Below are 16,046 nucleotides of genomic sequence, written 5' to 3' on the forward strand. Positions count from 1 at the left end.
AGAACTTGAATTATCGCAACTGCGCCGATTCAGATCGCGCCGCACCCCTTCGGGGCGCAAAAAACAGCTCGCTGCTCAGGCTGGCGGGAAGTAAACGCTTTGTTCGCCGACTAGCTCTTCGAGCTGGTTCTGCTGCCGATGCGTGAAGTAGCAGTCGTAGCTACAGTATCCACAGATCTCTCCCGTATCGTACTCTGCTACGAAGGGACCTCGTTCAGTCGTCCAAACGTTCACATCGCACTCAGTACACGCTGCACCTTCGATATCACTCGGTGACGGGCCGCGATACTCGAACTCGATGCTGTCTTCCTTCGTTGTCGATTCGGGCCATACGCCTCGTGCCTGCCAGAATTCTCGAACCTTCGCGAGACTACATCGGACCGTTTTTCGGATCGTCATGTGCTCGGCGTCGCGACCACTGTCGTCCCAGCCACCAGCTGTCCAGAATTCGCCGAACTGTGCGCCACGGTGAAGACCATTCCAGTCAAGACCGACGATATCTGCGGGTGGGTCTCCAGTCAGCGTGGGACGGGTGAGCTGCTTAATGACGTCCAGTTGTTTTGGCGGACTTCCTCCAAGTATGTGGACACGACGACCACGCCAATCGCTCGGCTCTGAGAACTCGTGAGCGAGTCGGTCGGCGTACCCCCGGGAGTACCCGACGACGAGGTCATCAGGGATCGCGTGAATCGCGCCACGGCATTTGGGGACGATGACGAGGTCCGATTCTGGGTAGCTTCCTTTGATCTCGCGAGCAGCAACGACGTATCGGTCCACCTCGTCGACGCCGTAGGCATCACCAATCACCCCGACCTGGGGCTCGTGCTCGAAAAAGCGCTCGACGTACCGATCAAGGTCTGGATTTCGAAAATCGTTATCGAGCATCCCGACAGGCAATTCGAGCGGTTTGAACTGCTGCTGTTGGTAGGTACAGTCCTCCCGAAATCCAGTGAGAAAACCGAGTCCGAGAGCGTCAAATGCGAACGGTACTCGATGGAGGAACGCTATTTGATCGGCCTGCCGAGCAGCTGCAATTTCACTGGCTGCGTTGCTGGTTGTCTTCGCTGTGAGTGCCATGATGAATCAACGCGGAACTCGCACCGCGCCCCCTCCTGGGGGAGAAAAACTGCTCCCGGCGGCTAGCTGTTAACCAACACCGGTTGTTACCGGATGAGTCATGTTGGTTAATCGGGCTGGTTCCCTGTAGGGCTGCTACGTTGTCGGCTCAGCAGGGACTCCTCGCAGATCTCTGTTCAGTACGGGTGGTAGCTCGGAGCGATATCCCCGGTCAGTACACTACTCTCGAAGGCGTCGCTTTCGCTGCCCTCGAGGTCGATGATTCGATAGACTGCATCACCGCTCCAGCTACACTCCTCGCTCGAACACACCGCACTAGCCAGGGCTCCGTTCTCTGTATCGAGATGGACGCTCTGGAGATCGAGCCGCTCGCTACAGAGTGGGCACGTCGCCGGAACTTGCGCATACCGGTAGCCCGTACTGATGTCGATGTCATCTTGCTCAGCGTCGATGCCACGAAGCCCTTCGACGAGATGGCCGACTCGTGAACGGAACTCGGTGAGAAGCGCGTTGCGGACTTGCTCGTCGACGGGGAGCTCGGCGCTATCGAGAGTGATCGTTATTCGATACGCTGACGTCTTGTTGGTTTCTTTCATTTGGTTCGCCTCTGGGGGTACGTTTGATTCCCCTGCACCCCTTTGGGGGAGAAAAACTATCCCCAGCTGTTACCCTCCGGCGTTAATGGGTGGTTCCACTCTCGAGAGTGGCAACGATATCGGAGAGATCGAATAGCCGGAGATCATCACGCTCGTCTGCAGCTTCCTCGACGGAGCGTTTGAACCCAGAGCGGCTGAACAAGGCGAATTCATACGTCGGCTCACCACCTCCGGTGGGTGTCCAATCGATTTGCTCCACGTCGTCTTCGAGGTCCGCAAGCACGTCATAGCCGAGGGGAGTGTTGGTAAATTTCGCTTCGCCTGCGATCAGCGTTGAGTCGTCAGTTGGTGCGACGACATCTACCTCCTGGCCCTTGTACCACCACTGGCTTGGCACCTGTGTGAGCTGGTAGTCTGCATAGAGCGCCGGGACCGCCTGATGACAGAGTGATTCGAACGTTTCGCTGACGAAGTCGGGCAATTCCGGTTCGATGAGATCCGCGTAGGCGTTCTCGCCGTAGAGTTCGTACTGCCCCCCGCGGCCGTAGAGATACCGGAAATAAAACCGGAATACGGGATCTCGAATCTTGTATCGAGTCCGCTTGCTGCGCGCCGGATCGGCGAGTGCCGGATGATGTTTCTCGATGATCTGGAGGGTTTCCAGCCGGTCGAAGTAGTACGACGTGTTGGTGCTCTCGATGCCGGCTCCCTGAGCGATCTCGTTTCGACTGCGGTTCCCGCTGGCCATCGACTCCAGAACCGAAAAATACGTGTTCACCTCGTTGAGCTCCATCTGGAGGACGGTTTCGGGCTCGTCGTGGAGTGGGCCATCCGGGTCGCACAGCAGCCGCGTGATGTTCTCTCCGAGGCTCTGTGATGGTTCGAGCGGGCTGAGATACCGGGGTGTGCCGCCGAAGACGCCATAGACGAACACCCGTTCTTCGGGATCGTACGTCGGCACGAACTCTTGGATGGAGCGAAACGGCAGCTGGGTGAGTTCGAGGCGGCCATTCGGTGTCTGGGACACCCGCCCGTAGAGTGGCGCACCGCCATCAAGGACGTGGGTATGAATCATGCCGATTGCAGAGCCTGTGAGTACGAGCGTTGCCTGACTCTCGTCGACAGCTGTATCCCACAGGTGTTGAATGACCGAGGGAAGTCCCTCGTTCGATTCGATGAGGTACGGGAATTCGTCGATGACGATGACTGCGTCTCTGTCGGTGAGGTACGTTAAGAGGGGTTCCCATTCCTCTTTGACGGCCGTGATGTCTGGATAGGTCGACGCTGCTGCCTCGACGAATCGCCTGAGCTGTGTCGTCGCTGTCCCTTGGACTGCCTGATAGTACACGGCATCGTCGTGGTCGGCAATCGATTGGCGGACAAGTTCGCTCTTGCCGATCTGGCGGCGCCCATAGATGATTGCGAGTTCTGCAGTGCCACTCTCATAGAGGGTCTGCAACCGATCGAGTTCATCGATACGATTGACGAACTGGTCCATACCTCCAGGTCGTGGCGGGAGATACATATGTGCTCCGAAGTTAGGAACCAGACTATAATAGTCTGAACTATAATATTCTGCTCCCTAATACGGCAGATCAATCATTCGATTCTTCATCTACTAAGGCTCTGACAGACCTCCCCAAAATGTTCCGTCAGCCGTCCTGTGAGCGGATTTCGCTGGCCCGCTGTTCAAGCCGGCGGAGGATCTGGACGCGCTGCTGATTCACGTTCTCGTAGGCGACGCAGGCTCGGAGTGTCTCCATGTTATGAATAGTCGCGATACCAGCGTTGATGAGTCGGGTGTTTGGTGGTTCAAGACGCTGTTCCGGTGTGAGACCGTCTGATTCGACGGATAGATTCGACGGGTCGCTCATTTTTGTTCGCCTCCGCTTTCTGGAGGCGACGATAAACAGCGGCCAGGCCACTCCCGGTCAAAGAAACCCTTGTCAGAACTCCAAGTCAGTTTGGACGGTAGTTCGCGTCAGTGTCGACGCTGTCGTACATGCGGCCGAGCATGTCGAGCGCCGACTGGAAGTGCGCGTAGTGCTCGTTTGCGAACGCCACGGTTTCTTTGAGTGGGATGACGGGCCGTCCGTCGACCATCTCGGCCTCGATCTGTGGCCGCGGCTTGAGTACCACCTGTATCGCACTATCGAGGTCGGCAGCGGGCAGGCGTTCTTCCGCAGTCGGGATTCCGAATCGATCGAAGAACGCCGTCCAGGCGTCGAGGTCGGGCTCGTGGACGGCGATGAACAGCGGATAGTCCTCTGGGTCGCGAGCGACCTGGTAGCCACCACGGGTCCAGACGTAGACCGCATCGATGCCAGTGTATGCATACTCCATCCCCGCGAACTGCGGGAGGACATACGCCTCCGTTATGGATGGCGGTGAGATGTTTGCTGACGCCGTCAGGAACTCGAGACCGGCGTCTCGGATTGTTTGATCGACGAGCTGGAGGCCATCATCGTACGTGACGTAATCTGCCCGTTCAAGCCGGTTCACGACGCGACGGATCGTCTCCCGGTTCTCGTCGATCTTCCGCGCGACACCGGAAATGGAATCACCTGAGTCGAGTGCGAGGATGACTTTGAGTTCCTTCTCACCGCACACTTCGTACATCCTATAGTTGCACAATTCTGTGCAACGGTCTAAAGAAGTACTATTCGTGTGGGTCGGCTGGCTGGATCTGGCGAGTGTCCTCAGCGAGGTCGTGGATATACTCGCGGAGGGTTTCCATGTCCTCGCGGGCGTCTTCGAGCGTCTTACCCTTCACCTTGGCCGTAATCTTGTCCTGATCGCGGGTGCCAGTACCGCGAGTGAGTTTGACGGTGAGTGAGACGCCGACATCGCTTCGCTCGACGTACTCGGTTGGTGCCTGACGCTCACGGTTCTGCGGCGATTCTGCGCTCTTACGAGGCTGCTGGGTGTGTTCTGACATAGATTGCTCTCTGTGATCGTTAGTTGACGGACAGTGCGACTGGATCGTCGACTATCTCACGAAGGGCTGCATCTATCTCTCGGCCGGTGAGTCGCCAGCAGCCGTCAGGTCCTGTACACTCTAGCTGGCTCACCACTTCGGTCTTGAACGCCTTGTACTCCGCAAGCGCCACCTCCTCATCGTCAGTGTAATCGAGCAGAAGGGCGAGTGCGAGTTGGGCCGGCCCGCTGCCACCATATCCCCATTCGAAGCCCGAAGGACTGTGATTCGCCACCTCCAGACTCCGCTCTGGCGTGAGCTGTTCTTGGTCCGATTGGTTCTCGACGATGGCGCGCCCTCGACGACGGTAACCGACGTAGATGACGTCGGGATCATCCGAGGTCCGTGACTGTACGTGCGAGCGTGGGTCGCTGATTCCACTCATAGGTTGGTTCGCGGGAGGCTCGTTCGATCACCCCCGCACCCCTCTCGGGGGTTCAAAAACAGAACGGGGCTGCGTTCGGCAACGTATTTGGCAGTTGCAACGTACTGTCCCCATAATTCGGGATGGCTGTACTGGACGATCTCTCAGGGTTCGAGTTCGAGGACGTGATAGAAGACGTCTTTCGCAATCTCGGATACGAGAACGTCCGTCAGGCCGACCGAACCGCCGACGAGGGTCGCGACGTCATCATGGAGGAGGTCGTCGACGGCACCCGGCGCGCGACCATCGTCGAGTGCAAGCACACGGGGACGGTCGGGCGGCCGGTCGTTCAGAAGCTCCACTCGGCGATCGCGACGTTCGACTTCGACGGCCCGAAACGCGGGATGGTCGTGACGACCGGCCGGTTTACGAATCCTGCCAAGGAGTACGCCCAGCGCCTCCAGCAGAACGACGACCCACACCCAATCGAGTTGCTCGACGGCGAGGACCTCCGGGAGATCGCCGACAAGATCGGCCTCGACCTCTACAACGGTCGCATCGAGATTCTCTGCGAAGAAACCCTACGCCCGTACGACCCGGCCGCCGACGTCGACGCGCCAGTCACGGAGGCGTTCCGCGACATCGAGAACATCGAGGCCGCCGACCTCCCAGAACCGCACTCATCGGTGACGTTCCGCCCGGTGGTCGCGGTCACCGCGGACACGAACGCCGTCTTCGAGACGTCGGTAGGCGTCATCCACCGGATCAACGACCGGACCCGATTCGTCGCCCACGCCGAGCTCGGACAGCTGCAGGTCGTCGACGAGGACGTCGCGACGCTGGTCACCGAGAACCTCCACGCGACGGTCGACCTCGATACCGAGCAGTTCGCGGAGGTATTCGACGACGTCGGGGAGAACCGGTTCGGCCAGACCCAGACCGAGTACAAGGAATGGGCCGTCGACCGCCTCCAGCAGCACCACACGACGACGGTGACCTATACCGGTGACAACAACGTCACGTACAACAAAAGCTGCGAGCCGAATCGCTCGGACATCTCAGTGCAGTCGATTGAGCCGGTGTACCTTCCCGAGGTTCGGCACACCACCGACATCCAGGAGTACACCTACCCCTACGAGTACTACGCGGCGGGCCCCTCCCGAGTGACCGCCGAGGACGGGATCCATCGGTGCGTCCATTGTGAGACCAGCGGCGTTGACGAGACGTACACCTACTGTCCGAACTGCGGGGCCATCGCCTGCAACAGTCACACCAAAACGGAGCGGCTGGAAGGCAAGCCGATCTGTACGGGCTGTGCGGTGACGGAACGGTTCGCGCTGAAGACGAAGTTTTTCTACGACGAACAGAACCTTGAGGCGTTCCGCGCGAAGTACGCCGCGATGCCGATCCACGAGAAGGTGATGGAGAATAAGCTCCTCACGGCTGGTGGGGTAGTTACTGTGGTTGTACTACTGCTTGGCACCCTCGCACTCAGAGGTGTAATCTAAGTACCGAGGTGTCGAATCGCTCACCGCTCGGCCCAGGTCCGACGGTATTCAATAAAGTCCCGAGGATGTTGATGCTCTCTCGCCCACTCTTTCGCTTCGCCGGGTGAGTCACACCGCTCAGCGGTTTCGCAGAGTGTACACTTCGCTGTTACCCTGATCACCACCACAGGATTCTCCGTTTCCGGCGGCTCATCCACGTAATCCATACTAAACCAATCGAACTTACCGTATAAAATTGATATTGCTCTCCGACGTTACGGTGCCTCAATCTGCTCTGAACGCCCACTCCTCATTCTAATACGAACCTGTGTTTCCTGTCCGTTTTATCGAGCAACGACTATTCTACAGGTATGGCTACCAATCAGGTCGAAGATGAGTGGACCGTAGAGTGGGTGACCCCCAAGCCGAACAGCGATGAATTCCTCGATAACTTGGTACTGTGCCCGAAACAAGCAGCTGAATACGGGGACGACCTCGTAATGGCTCTGCGTGTGGACGGTGAAATACTTCGAGAGCGAGGATTAGACCCCAAAGAACCGTTCGGCTGGAAAATCGAAAATGGTGAGATACTGATGAAACAAATCACTCGCCAAGCGTTTGAATGGGTCGCAGAAAGCGACCGAGAGGATTCACTCTATGCACAGGAGATACTGGATTCTCGAGCCCAACGGCGGATTCGTGGCTCTCAGTAGCAATCGGCCAATCTTCCTCCTTCAGCTGCGCGAGATCGCGAAGAACGCTCTCCGGGTAGCCGTCCGAATACCAGTACACCTGTGCGACCCGGTCCGCATCGTTTGGTGGAACGCGTGGCGGGCGAGATCCTCATCGCGCATGACCTCGTCGTCGGAGAGTTCGTCGAGGGCTTCCTTCACCCGCTCGAGATTGGGATTGAATTCCTCTGTCGTCGCTTTCCACCCCACGGTCGAGCAGGTCTTGGCCGTCGTCAGAGTCGACAGGGACTGCGGGGGGAGGTTACCCCTCACAGATCTATATGGAAGATTCGAGGCAGCCTTCAGACAGGGGAGGATGTAAACTGCTATCGCCCCGGGCTATCTAAGCTGGTCACTACGAATGCTCGTTCTTTTCGACTTCCGTGACGATCACGTCCCAGTCAGGATGTTCGACCCCATTCCGGCATTCAAATCCACCTTCCACATCGATTCCACTCTCGTATGCCCTGCGAAGGAGTGCTTTCAACTCCGCGTTCAATTCCTCCTTCGACGTAAGCGAGGCCTCTTCAGACGTCATCTTCCCTCGCCCCTTTCGTATTTTCCGCTGTGAGCTCGTGTTCTGGTGTGATGGCGACCACACCGTAGCTGTGTACGGTTATCGCGTGCCCCTCGTGCGTGAACGTAACGTGGGTATCTCCGTTCGCCCCGTTGCGAACTCGGACGAGCAAATCTAACTCTTCGGGGTCAACAGTGGAATGGAGCGGGGTCAGATCAACCGGATCAGTGTCTCTTACATCTGCCAGCGTTGCGATAACAGCCATACTCGCAGGTGTCCTCGCTTGATCGAACTGGGTGCGAACAGTCCCAGATTCCTGAGCGTACTCAACCGCTTCGACTCCAACCCCAGATATCTTCTCCTCCATCTAGCCTGATTCTAGCCGTCTGAGTCGGTTCAACAGAGGTACTGATAATACAGCAGGTTTAAGAGGAATAACCGAACGGTCACGACGAACTGCTGAGTGTCGCTCCAATGAGGCGTCGATGTCCCCGACGGAGTCGTGACGATAGTGACTGCTGGGTGATACCGAGCTCGTCGGCAATCTCTTCGAGCGACGCCTCGCGTGGGGAGTCGAAGTAGCCCCGTTCGTAGGCTAGTACCAGTGCCTCGCGTTGGGTCTCGGTCAACTCGTAGCCCTCTCCCTGGATCGGAAGCACGGCGTGGACGGCGGTGATCGCTATCGGGATGTCGTTTTCCTGGCAGTACTCTCGAAACTCAGCGAGTGTCTCCTGACTCTCACCGCGCACCTCGAACCGCCATTCCTCTTTCGTTCCAATCCCGGAGAGCACGACGACGTTGGCCTTGGCAAGCGCACTCAGGATGCCGAAGTACTCTTGCTCCCACTCGGCACGCATGAGATACTCGTCTTCGACGCTATCGACCAGTCGGATATTGCTCACGCCGGCGTGTTGTTCGAACGCAGCTTCGATGTCCTCCGCTTCTGCACCGCGTACCCAGAAGTACGGAATAATCAGCGTCTCGTGTGGAATCAGTCGCTCCAGTTCGATTGTCACACTCGGCAAATTCTCGAACACACTCCCCAGCGGAAACTCCGCTGCCGGACTCGTAAACTCCATCACAGTCGCCATGCGGAAGCCTTCGTCTGGCAGACGAATAACCGATATGGGTGGTGAGCCATGGCTTCGAGACGAGTCAACGCATCGTTGATGGCCGAGATGGTGTGCGCTGCGAGCGGGGTGTCCCTCTGGCACCAGGGCGGCCATGGTGCACCATGTCTTCTCCTTTTGTACGACCGAGCAATCTAGTCCTACAAGCGAGTATGAGTGTGATAACGGAGGTTCGCATCCCATCCGACGATTTTGAACTCGGACAAATCCTCAGTCTAGAGCAAGCCTCGGCCATCGAACTGGAAACGCTCGTCCCGAGTGGGGACGTGACCGTGCCGCTCTTCTGGGTCTACGAACCGGTCGAAAACGGCTTTCTCGAGGCCGTCGAACGCTATCCAACTGTCAACAGCGTCACAGAGATGGACGTGTTCGACGACAGGACGCTAATCAGGCTCGACTGGGATGCGAGCCAGGACCACCTTTTTCAGTGCATCTTGGAACACGACGGGCAGATACTGGGTGCGACTGGATCGTCGGAAGGGTGGAATTTCGAGATACGGTTCTCAGACCGCGAAGCATTGAGTCAGTGCCAGGACTGTTGTGAGGCCGCGCACATCTCCCTGGAGCTAACCCGTATATACAACCCGACGGACCCTGAGGCCGGTCCGTGGTACGGCATGAGTGAGCCCCAACGAGAAGCGTTGACGCTTGCCATTCGAAGGGGATACTACGACATTCCGCGAGGCTGTACGACCGCGGAGTTAGCTGTCGAGCTCGGGATTTCCGATCAAGCAGTGACGGAGCGACTGCGTCGTGCCATAGGGACGTTCGGGAGGTACGCACTTCTCACGCCCGAGTCAGCAGCGGAAATGGACTGACTGTTTCCATTATACACCATGGGACAGAGCCAGGCAGATGGGCCTACGCTATGTGAGTATGGATGAGAGTCGAGAGCTGGGGACACGTGATATACAGTCAATTGATGAGGGTACTGGTTCTTCGGGGAGTGAGAAATCGCTCTCCCCCGATACGATTCTGTCAGCAGTAGCGAACGAACACCGACGCGCCACCCTCAACGCGTTGGACAACGCTTCTGAGAAGACACTGGAATACGATGTGCTCGTAGATCGCGTTGCAGACCGGGTTCGGGACGAAGATGCGAACCTGGAGTCAGACGAACACCGACAACGCGTCCGAATCGCACTTCACCATACCCATCTTCCAAAACTGGAGGAGGCACGGATAATCGACTACGAGGCTGAAACGGGGAACGTCCAGTTTGTTGGTGGTGAATTGGAACGAGATCTCCTGACCCTGGTCGAACCGCACGTCGTCCACGAGTGAAAAGCGGGTGTGATTGCAGATGAGTAGCTCTATTTTCAAATCCAGCACTTATCGGATCTGTTGGTATTTCTCGACAAGTGATGAAGAGTAGATCCATTCACCGAGCCGATGCGACTCAGTCTGGTCAGTTTGGGATCGTGTTTCTTGACTTTCCGCCAACTCTTGATTCACTATGCTGTTCATATCATTTACATAGATTCTCAAATCTAGGCATGTCCATCCGGAAATCTCAGACCCATCATCGAGAAATCTGTCTGGCCCCTTCAGGGACAGAAACAGTGGGGACACGGGCACGGAAACAATAAAGAACGGCCCTTTAAAGGAGTACATGGCTAAAAAGAGCGGGTCGCCACAGCAGTCTTCGGACAGAAATGCACTAACGATCTTCGCAGTGGTAAGCACGGCGCTTGCCGTACTGCTCGTCTTCACGTATTTGCAATACGTCTTGCTCGCGATTGTGCTCGCATACGTTCTTGCACCCGTCCAACGGAGACTTGAGCAACGGCTGAGCTCGGCGACGGCAGCGGTCGCCACTATCGCAATGTCGGTGGTCGCATTTTTCATTCCAGTTGTATACATCCTCGCTATCGCATTTCAGCAGGGCCTGGCGCTCCTCACCGCAATCCAGGAGGGAGCATTCAGCCCCGACCGTATCCAGGGCCAACTCGAAACCATCGGATTCGTCGTCGACCTCGACCTGTTGTACGCGACCTATCAAGAACCGATTGCGCAGACCGCGCAGCGACTCGCCACTGGCACACTATCCGTTATCGGCGGCCTCCCGGGCGTGCTGATTGGGCTCACCGTGACAGGCTTCGTCCTCTTCGCACTGTTACGCGACGGCGACCGGTTCGTCGCGTGGCTGGAATCGGTTGTCCCCGTCGACGATCGTGTACAGCGAGAACTGTTCGTAGAACTCGACCACCTCATGTGGGCTTCCGTCGTGGGTAACGTCGCTGTCGCGGGCATCCAGGCCGTGCTGTTGGGGATTGGACTAGCGCTCGTTGGTATGTCCGGGGTCGTCTTCCTGACCGTCGCGACCTTCATCCTCACGCTGCTACCACTAATCGGCGCGTTCGGTATCTGGGTGCCGGTTTCGGTCTATCTTCTGCTGGTCGGACGGCCCGTGGCAGCGAGTGCGATACTGGTGTATGGTTCGATAATTAGCGTCTCCGACGTCTACCTTCGGCCAGTAATCATCGGTCGAAGCGGGGCGATCAATGCGGCGACCATCGTGGTGGGAATTTTCGGCGGACTCGTCGTATTTGGAGCGATTGGCCTGTTCATCGGCCCCGTGGTCCTCGGGGGTGCGAAAATCATACTCGACCTGTTTGCCCGGGAGAACGCGCAACCGATCACCGACTAATTGCAACCGTCTCCGTCATCCATTTTCACCGTGGTGTGAGAATCGATACGTCCCCATTCATGACATCCTCACTCACCGTAAACGGCGGGATTATCTTGCTGTTACAGGATAACCAGTTTCTCTCACGTCGACGTCTCTTCACTGGATAGCACTCCGGCTGCAAGAACAGGGGTGGGACAGGCATAACCGTCCAGCGCCCCTCCTAGTAGAGAGTTACACCATGGATATCTCCGAGATCCTTTCGACGAAGTTCACGGAGTTCGACATCGGCACACCGCTTTCGAAGGTCGCCGGGGCGTTCGAGAACCAGGAACTCGATGCCGTCGTCGTGACGGACGGCGACGAGTATCGCGGTGTCGTCAGTCGTCGACAGCTGGCTTCCTCGTCTAACCAGCCGTCTGCGAAGGTCGGCTCACAGGTACAGCACGTTCCGACGGTCGACCGCACCGAGGACGTCCGCGAGGTCGCGCGGCTCATGATTGGCAGCGACGCCAAAACGCTCCCCGTACTCGACGCCGACGACCGGGTCATCGGGGTGGTGACCGGCGATGCGGTCCTCGAGGCCGTCCGTCCGTTTCTTGACGCGGCGACCGTGGACGACGCCTACACGGCGGAATTGATCAGTGCGACGCCCGAAACCACGATCGGGAAAGCGCTCAATATGCTCCGAGAAGCGGGCATCGCCCATCTCCCGGTCGTCGACGGCGAGGACCTTGTGGGTATGCTGAGTCTGCATGACGTTATCGAATTCACGACGCGGGGCGGCAGCAAGAGCCAGGGCGGTTCGTCGAGTGGTTTCGGTGGCCGCGGTGGCGGGGGGCAGAACCGTGGCGGGTTCGGCGCGCGAGAGGGCGATGCCGACCGGATGCTCGACCTGCCGGTACGGAACCTGATGTCCGACGCAGCTTCGACGGTCGAGCGGAGCGCACCGCTCGACGAGGTCGTTGAGACGATGTTCGAACAGGAGATCTCCTCGCTCGTCGTCATGGCCGATGACACCGACAACCCGGTCGGTATCATCACAAAGACGGACGTCATCGAGGCGCTCACCTGGGAGCGTGACGACCGGAACGCCGTGCAGGTGTTCGGCCTCGACCTATTGGAGGGGATGGACTACGATGATGTCTCCGCGCTGATCGAGAGTATGACCTCAAAGTACGGCGAGATGAGCGTGATCAAGGCCAGCATCGAACTGCAGGAGCACAAGGAGCAAAGTCGGGGAGTGCCACTGGTGCTCGCACGAATCCGACTGGTCACCGACCGCGGCTACTTCACGGCCGATGGCGAGGGATACGGTGCCTCTCACGCACTTCGACTCGCCGCGAACGCGGTCGAACGCCAGCTGCTCAAAGGGAAGACCTACGGCCAGTCGAAGAAGCATTCAGACACTGACGAGCAGGCACAGCTCTACGGCTGGTGGCTCGGGGGCAAATAGTGCCAATGGGGGTGAACACGCTGATACGACTACCCCCCGAATGAACGAACGATGTCGACGCACCGCCATGGAACGCAGTCATTCATCGACTTCATGCAGACGTACCTCCAGGATCATCCTAAACGCTGCAAAGAGTGTGGAAACGTCGCCCGCGCCCGGTCGGAATGGCGCATCGAAAAACGTGATGAGGATGGTCTCCACTTCGTACATACTTGCCCACGGTGTGGCGCGGAGAACGACGTGTTTCTCAACCTTGCCCCAGAACACGAGCGATCTCGGCGGTAGGAAGGGCTATGTGCAGCCTCTCACTTAATATCGATTCAGACATTCCGGATTCGTATACGTCACGTCGATTCCCGAAATTCATGCGATGCGAGACTGGGTAATCGTATGCAAGAATTCACGATCGATGTCCAACAGCAGATAGCTGCCTCGGAGACACCAAGTGCGGAGTTCCAGGCACTACCGTGGACACGACAACGAGTCGTATTCTTCCAGCTACCCGAGTCGATCCAGCGAGACGTACTCGATGACATGGATCGTCAGGAGGTACGGCGATTCGTCCGCCGACTTGATCCCGACGATGCGACCGACGTGGTTGGATTACTCGACGAGGACACTCAGGAAGCCGTGCTCAGTCAGCTCGATACCGACCGAAGGGAGCGGATCGAGTTTCTCTTGAAGTTCAGTCCGGACAGCGCGGCCGGTATGATGGATCTCGACTACGTCACCGTCGACAAGGACCGGGAGTTCGAGGAGGTAGCACGGCTCGTCCGACGCCACGAGGCCCGAACGGGACGCTTCCCGACCGTCTTCGTCACCGATGGCGACGAGGTGTTGGGGGAGTTACCTGGCCATACCCTGGCCCTGGTTGGCCACGGGTCGGCGGTCATCACCGAGTATCTTCGCCCCGCTCCCACGGTTCGATACAAACAGCCCGACTCGGAGGTCATCGAGGTGTTCAGGGCCAATCCTCAGAGTAAAATCGTCGTCCTCGACGAAGACGACAGCATTCTCGGAGTCATCTATGCGGACGACCTCTTACAGGCTATTGAGGAAGAGGCCGGCCAGACGCTCTATGAGTTCACTGGTGTCGACGAGCAGGAGAGCGTTCTCGATGGCGCCTTCGAGAAGGTTCGCCGGCGGTACAAGTGGCTCATCATCAACCTCGGGACTGCCTTTCTCGCGGCGGCGACTGTCGGATTATTCGAAGACACGATCGCGGCGTTGACGCTGCTGGCGATCTACATGCCGGTCGTCGCCGGAATGGGTGGGAACGCCGGCACGCAGTCGATGGCCGTGACGGTGCGCGGAATCGCACTAGAGCAAATCTCGCTTCGAACTGGGAGACGCGCCATCGGCAACGAGGTGCTTGCGGGGGGTGCAAACGGTGTGATTACCGGTAGTATCGTGGCCGTCATCGCCACCCTGTTTAACCAGAGCCCGCTGTTGGGACTAGTCATCGGCATCGCGATGGTCCTGAACCTCGTCATCGCCGGGTTCTTCGGCGCACTCGTCCCGCTCCTACTGGACCGGCTTGGCTACGATCCGGCAACCTCTGCGACCATCTTCATCACGACCGCAACTGACGTCCTCGGATTCTTCATATTTCTCGGACTGGCCCAGGTTGTTCTTCTCTGAACTGACTATTAGTGATATTAGTTCGTACCGGTGGTCTAGCACCTATGCAAGTGGGAATCGGCACATGAACTCCTCCTGAGACGATGACACTCTGGTACTCCGTGGAGACCGCACACGACCAAAAAGAGCTCGGAAGGGCGCAAACAGAGTAGACAAAAGTATCAACACGCCCACCCTCACCAACGAACTACCAGAATAGAATTCTGCACATTGCGAGCCGATTCGTTACCGATGTATCAGTCCCAGTATTCGACTTCGAACATCATCAGCAGAGTCGTACGTTTGGTTATCGGTGGAAGCGAGCACTTCCCCTAGGGATTCCGTCCCTCCCTGTGATTCGATTTCGTAGTCGCCATAGGCCTCGACCAATTCATCCGTCGTGATGGGATAACCCTGGGTTTCGAGTGCTTCATCGAGATCACCAAGTCGCTCACCAGGGTCACCGCTCATTGCTCGGTCTTCATGGGTGCGGTCACGTACCTCTTCTACCTCTCGCTCTGGCTGCTGTCGCTGTTCATCGTCTCGGCTCTGTTTGTCGTCTGGCATCCTTTCTACTAGGCGTCCGGTTCGGATAACTGTGTGGACGCTCGTCGGCGGGAACACAGCGGGGACATCTCGTATGGGTAGCAGTTTATCGAACATCCTCAATGGCCTTCGCCAATGGAGATGAACGATCTCAATGAAAAGCGGCCGACGGTGCCAGTTGATGAATTATGGGTGTACAATTAGAGTGCTCGAGCACGCTGTGAACGGGTAGTTCGACGCATATGCAGGCGAACAGCCAGTGAACGAGTAAGTTACGAGTGCCATTCGAGCAGTCGTTTCTCTTCCAACTTGTGGAAAGAAGAGGCTATCGTGTAAACCAACTACCTGTCAATGAGAACCTAAACCTGTGCCGGGGCCTAACTCTGCGTTTGACGGGCGAACTCGTGGAGTTGCTCTTCGATGAGCGTCGCGACGCGCTCGCTATACTGCCAGAGTGCTGCGTTAAGTCGCTCTTCGGTCTCGTCGTCGAGATCGTCGGCTCCGCGAAGGACGGAATCTTTGGTGATCTGTGGGTGGTACACACAGACCACTCCGAGTGAGGTATCCGAACTTGAGGTCCCTGCCGTGTGAATTCCATACTGGTCGGTTCCCCAGACACCATCGCCGCCCTCCCGTTCCAGTTCGGAGTCGATCGCATCGAGCAGTTGCACCTCTTCTGAGGAGAGGAGGCGATCGTCACCCTCGAACAGTTCAGCGTACGCCTCCATTCGGGCACTTCTCGTCCACTGGTCCAACTGGGAACGCGCCCGAAGAACGAGTTGTCGTTCGTCTGGAAACTCGGCCATGGTTCTAGAAGGGGAGCAAGGCGAATGAACGTTTGCACAACGTCTACGATGGTAGGTGTGTCAGTGGCCGCGGTGTACTATAGTAGCCTCTATTACGGGCAGAGCGTTCA

General features: G+C 57.6%; 20 protein-coding genes and 1 pseudogene. 7 read left to right on the forward strand and 14 right to left on the reverse strand.

The window, feature by feature from the left end:
- Positions 1-75: 75 nt before the first annotated feature.
- From ACR3FF_RS04115 to ACR3FF_RS04145, 7 genes are all read right to left on the reverse strand, one after another.
- Positions 76-1,077, reverse strand: a complete 1,002-nt coding sequence (locus ACR3FF_RS04115) for a DUF6610 family protein (RefSeq protein WP_458186296.1) — start codon at positions 1,075-1,077, stop codon at positions 76-78.
- A gap of 176 nt (positions 1,078-1,253) precedes the next feature.
- Positions 1,254-1,673 carry a hypothetical protein gene (locus ACR3FF_RS04120; protein WP_458186298.1) on the reverse strand — a complete coding sequence of 140 codons (420 nt, stop codon included), beginning with the start codon at positions 1,671-1,673 and terminating at the stop codon, positions 1,254-1,256.
- Between the two features lie 82 nt (positions 1,674-1,755).
- Positions 1,756-3,171 carry an ATP-binding protein gene (locus ACR3FF_RS04125; RefSeq protein ID WP_458186299.1) on the reverse strand — a complete coding sequence of 472 codons (1,416 nt, stop codon included), beginning with the start codon at positions 3,169-3,171 and terminating at the stop codon, positions 1,756-1,758.
- A gap of 154 nt (positions 3,172-3,325) precedes the next feature.
- Entirely contained in the window at positions 3,326-3,547 is a 222-nt protein-coding gene (locus ACR3FF_RS04130) for a DUF8129 domain-containing protein (RefSeq protein WP_458186300.1), read from the reverse strand.
- 85 nt (positions 3,548-3,632) lie between these two features.
- A complete protein-coding gene (locus tag ACR3FF_RS04135; RefSeq protein ID WP_458186301.1) occupies positions 3,633-4,292 on the reverse strand; it encodes a helix-turn-helix domain-containing protein in 660 nt (219 codons plus the stop codon).
- Between the two features lie 40 nt (positions 4,293-4,332).
- The gene (locus tag ACR3FF_RS04140) at positions 4,333-4,611 is read right to left on the reverse strand and encodes a DUF7389 domain-containing protein (RefSeq protein WP_458186302.1); all 279 of its coding nucleotides are present in this window, start codon (positions 4,609-4,611) and stop codon (positions 4,333-4,335) included.
- 19 nt (positions 4,612-4,630) lie between these two features.
- Positions 4,631-5,035 (reverse strand): DUF6166 domain-containing protein, encoded by a 405-nt coding sequence (locus ACR3FF_RS04145; protein ID WP_458186303.1) that lies wholly within the window; start codon positions 5,033-5,035, stop codon positions 4,631-4,633.
- A 122-nt stretch (positions 5,036-5,157) separates the two neighbouring features.
- On the opposite strand from ACR3FF_RS04145, the gene ACR3FF_RS04150 reads away from it, so the two are divergent.
- Together ACR3FF_RS04150 and ACR3FF_RS04155 are read left to right on the forward strand one after the other, a co-directional pair.
- Complete coding sequence (locus ACR3FF_RS04150) at positions 5,158-6,522, forward strand: restriction endonuclease (RefSeq protein ID WP_458186306.1); 1,365 nt, start codon at positions 5,158-5,160, stop codon at positions 6,520-6,522.
- A 350-nt stretch (positions 6,523-6,872) separates the two neighbouring features.
- Positions 6,873-7,214: a hypothetical protein gene (locus tag ACR3FF_RS04155; protein ID WP_458186308.1), complete on the forward strand. Its 342-nt coding sequence runs from the start codon at positions 6,873-6,875 to the stop codon at positions 7,212-7,214.
- A gap of 102 nt (positions 7,215-7,316) precedes the next feature.
- Here the strand turns inward: ACR3FF_RS04155 and ACR3FF_RS27405 are convergent.
- From ACR3FF_RS27405 to ACR3FF_RS04170, 4 genes and pseudogenes are all read right to left on the reverse strand, one after another.
- Positions 7,317-7,491 (reverse strand): annotated as a pseudogene (locus ACR3FF_RS27405) (DUF7995 family protein); the annotation flags it as partial.
- A gap of 96 nt (positions 7,492-7,587) precedes the next feature.
- Positions 7,588-7,770 (reverse strand): hypothetical protein, encoded by a 183-nt coding sequence (locus tag ACR3FF_RS04160; RefSeq protein ID WP_458186310.1) that lies wholly within the window; start codon positions 7,768-7,770, stop codon positions 7,588-7,590.
- The gene (locus ACR3FF_RS04165; RefSeq protein WP_458186311.1) at positions 7,760-8,116 is read right to left on the reverse strand and encodes a HalOD1 output domain-containing protein; all 357 of its coding nucleotides are present in this window, start codon (positions 8,114-8,116) and stop codon (positions 7,760-7,762) included. Before ACR3FF_RS04165 ends, ACR3FF_RS04160 begins: the two co-directional genes overlap by 11 nt.
- Positions 8,117-8,195: 79 nt before the next feature.
- Positions 8,196-8,840, reverse strand: a complete 645-nt coding sequence (locus ACR3FF_RS04170; protein WP_458186313.1) for a helix-turn-helix domain-containing protein — start codon at positions 8,838-8,840, stop codon at positions 8,196-8,198.
- A 191-nt stretch (positions 8,841-9,031) separates the two neighbouring features.
- Here ACR3FF_RS04170 and ACR3FF_RS04175 point away from each other — a divergent pair, with 191 nt between their 5' ends.
- From ACR3FF_RS04175 to ACR3FF_RS04190, 4 genes are all read left to right on the forward strand, one after another.
- Complete coding sequence (locus ACR3FF_RS04175) at positions 9,032-9,697, forward strand: helix-turn-helix domain-containing protein (RefSeq protein ID WP_458186315.1); 666 nt, start codon at positions 9,032-9,034, stop codon at positions 9,695-9,697.
- Between the two features lie 58 nt (positions 9,698-9,755).
- Positions 9,756-10,163 carry a DUF7344 domain-containing protein gene (locus tag ACR3FF_RS04180; RefSeq protein ID WP_458186316.1) on the forward strand — a complete coding sequence of 136 codons (408 nt, stop codon included), beginning with the start codon at positions 9,756-9,758 and terminating at the stop codon, positions 10,161-10,163.
- 328 nt (positions 10,164-10,491) lie between these two features.
- The gene (locus ACR3FF_RS04185) at positions 10,492-11,529 is read left to right on the forward strand and encodes an AI-2E family transporter (protein WP_458186318.1); all 1,038 of its coding nucleotides are present in this window, start codon (positions 10,492-10,494) and stop codon (positions 11,527-11,529) included.
- 220 nt (positions 11,530-11,749) lie between these two features.
- Entirely contained in the window at positions 11,750-12,964 is a 1,215-nt protein-coding gene (locus ACR3FF_RS04190; protein ID WP_458186319.1) for a CBS domain-containing protein, read from the forward strand.
- Between the two features lie 78 nt (positions 12,965-13,042).
- Here ACR3FF_RS04190 and ACR3FF_RS04195 read toward each other — a convergent pair whose 3' ends face one another.
- The gene (locus ACR3FF_RS04195; RefSeq protein WP_458186321.1) at positions 13,043-13,231 is read right to left on the reverse strand and encodes a hypothetical protein; all 189 of its coding nucleotides are present in this window, start codon (positions 13,229-13,231) and stop codon (positions 13,043-13,045) included.
- A 123-nt stretch (positions 13,232-13,354) separates the two neighbouring features.
- Between ACR3FF_RS04195 and ACR3FF_RS04200 the strand changes: the two genes are divergently transcribed.
- On the forward strand, positions 13,355-14,605 hold the full coding sequence (locus tag ACR3FF_RS04200) for a magnesium transporter (RefSeq protein WP_458186323.1): 1,251 nt from the start codon (positions 13,355-13,357) through the stop codon (positions 14,603-14,605).
- Positions 14,606-14,830: 225 nt separating this feature from the next.
- Here the strand turns inward: ACR3FF_RS04200 and ACR3FF_RS04205 are convergent, their stop codons facing one another.
- On the reverse strand, positions 14,831-15,151 hold the full coding sequence (locus ACR3FF_RS04205) for a DUF5789 family protein (RefSeq protein ID WP_458186325.1): 321 nt from the start codon (positions 15,149-15,151) through the stop codon (positions 14,831-14,833).
- A gap of 356 nt (positions 15,152-15,507) precedes the next feature.
- On the reverse strand, positions 15,508-15,936 hold the full coding sequence (locus tag ACR3FF_RS04210) for a DUF7539 family protein (protein ID WP_458186327.1): 429 nt from the start codon (positions 15,934-15,936) through the stop codon (positions 15,508-15,510).
- Positions 15,937-16,046 lie beyond the last annotated feature (110 nt).

It is taken from the genome of Haladaptatus ordinarius (assembly GCF_054177595.1).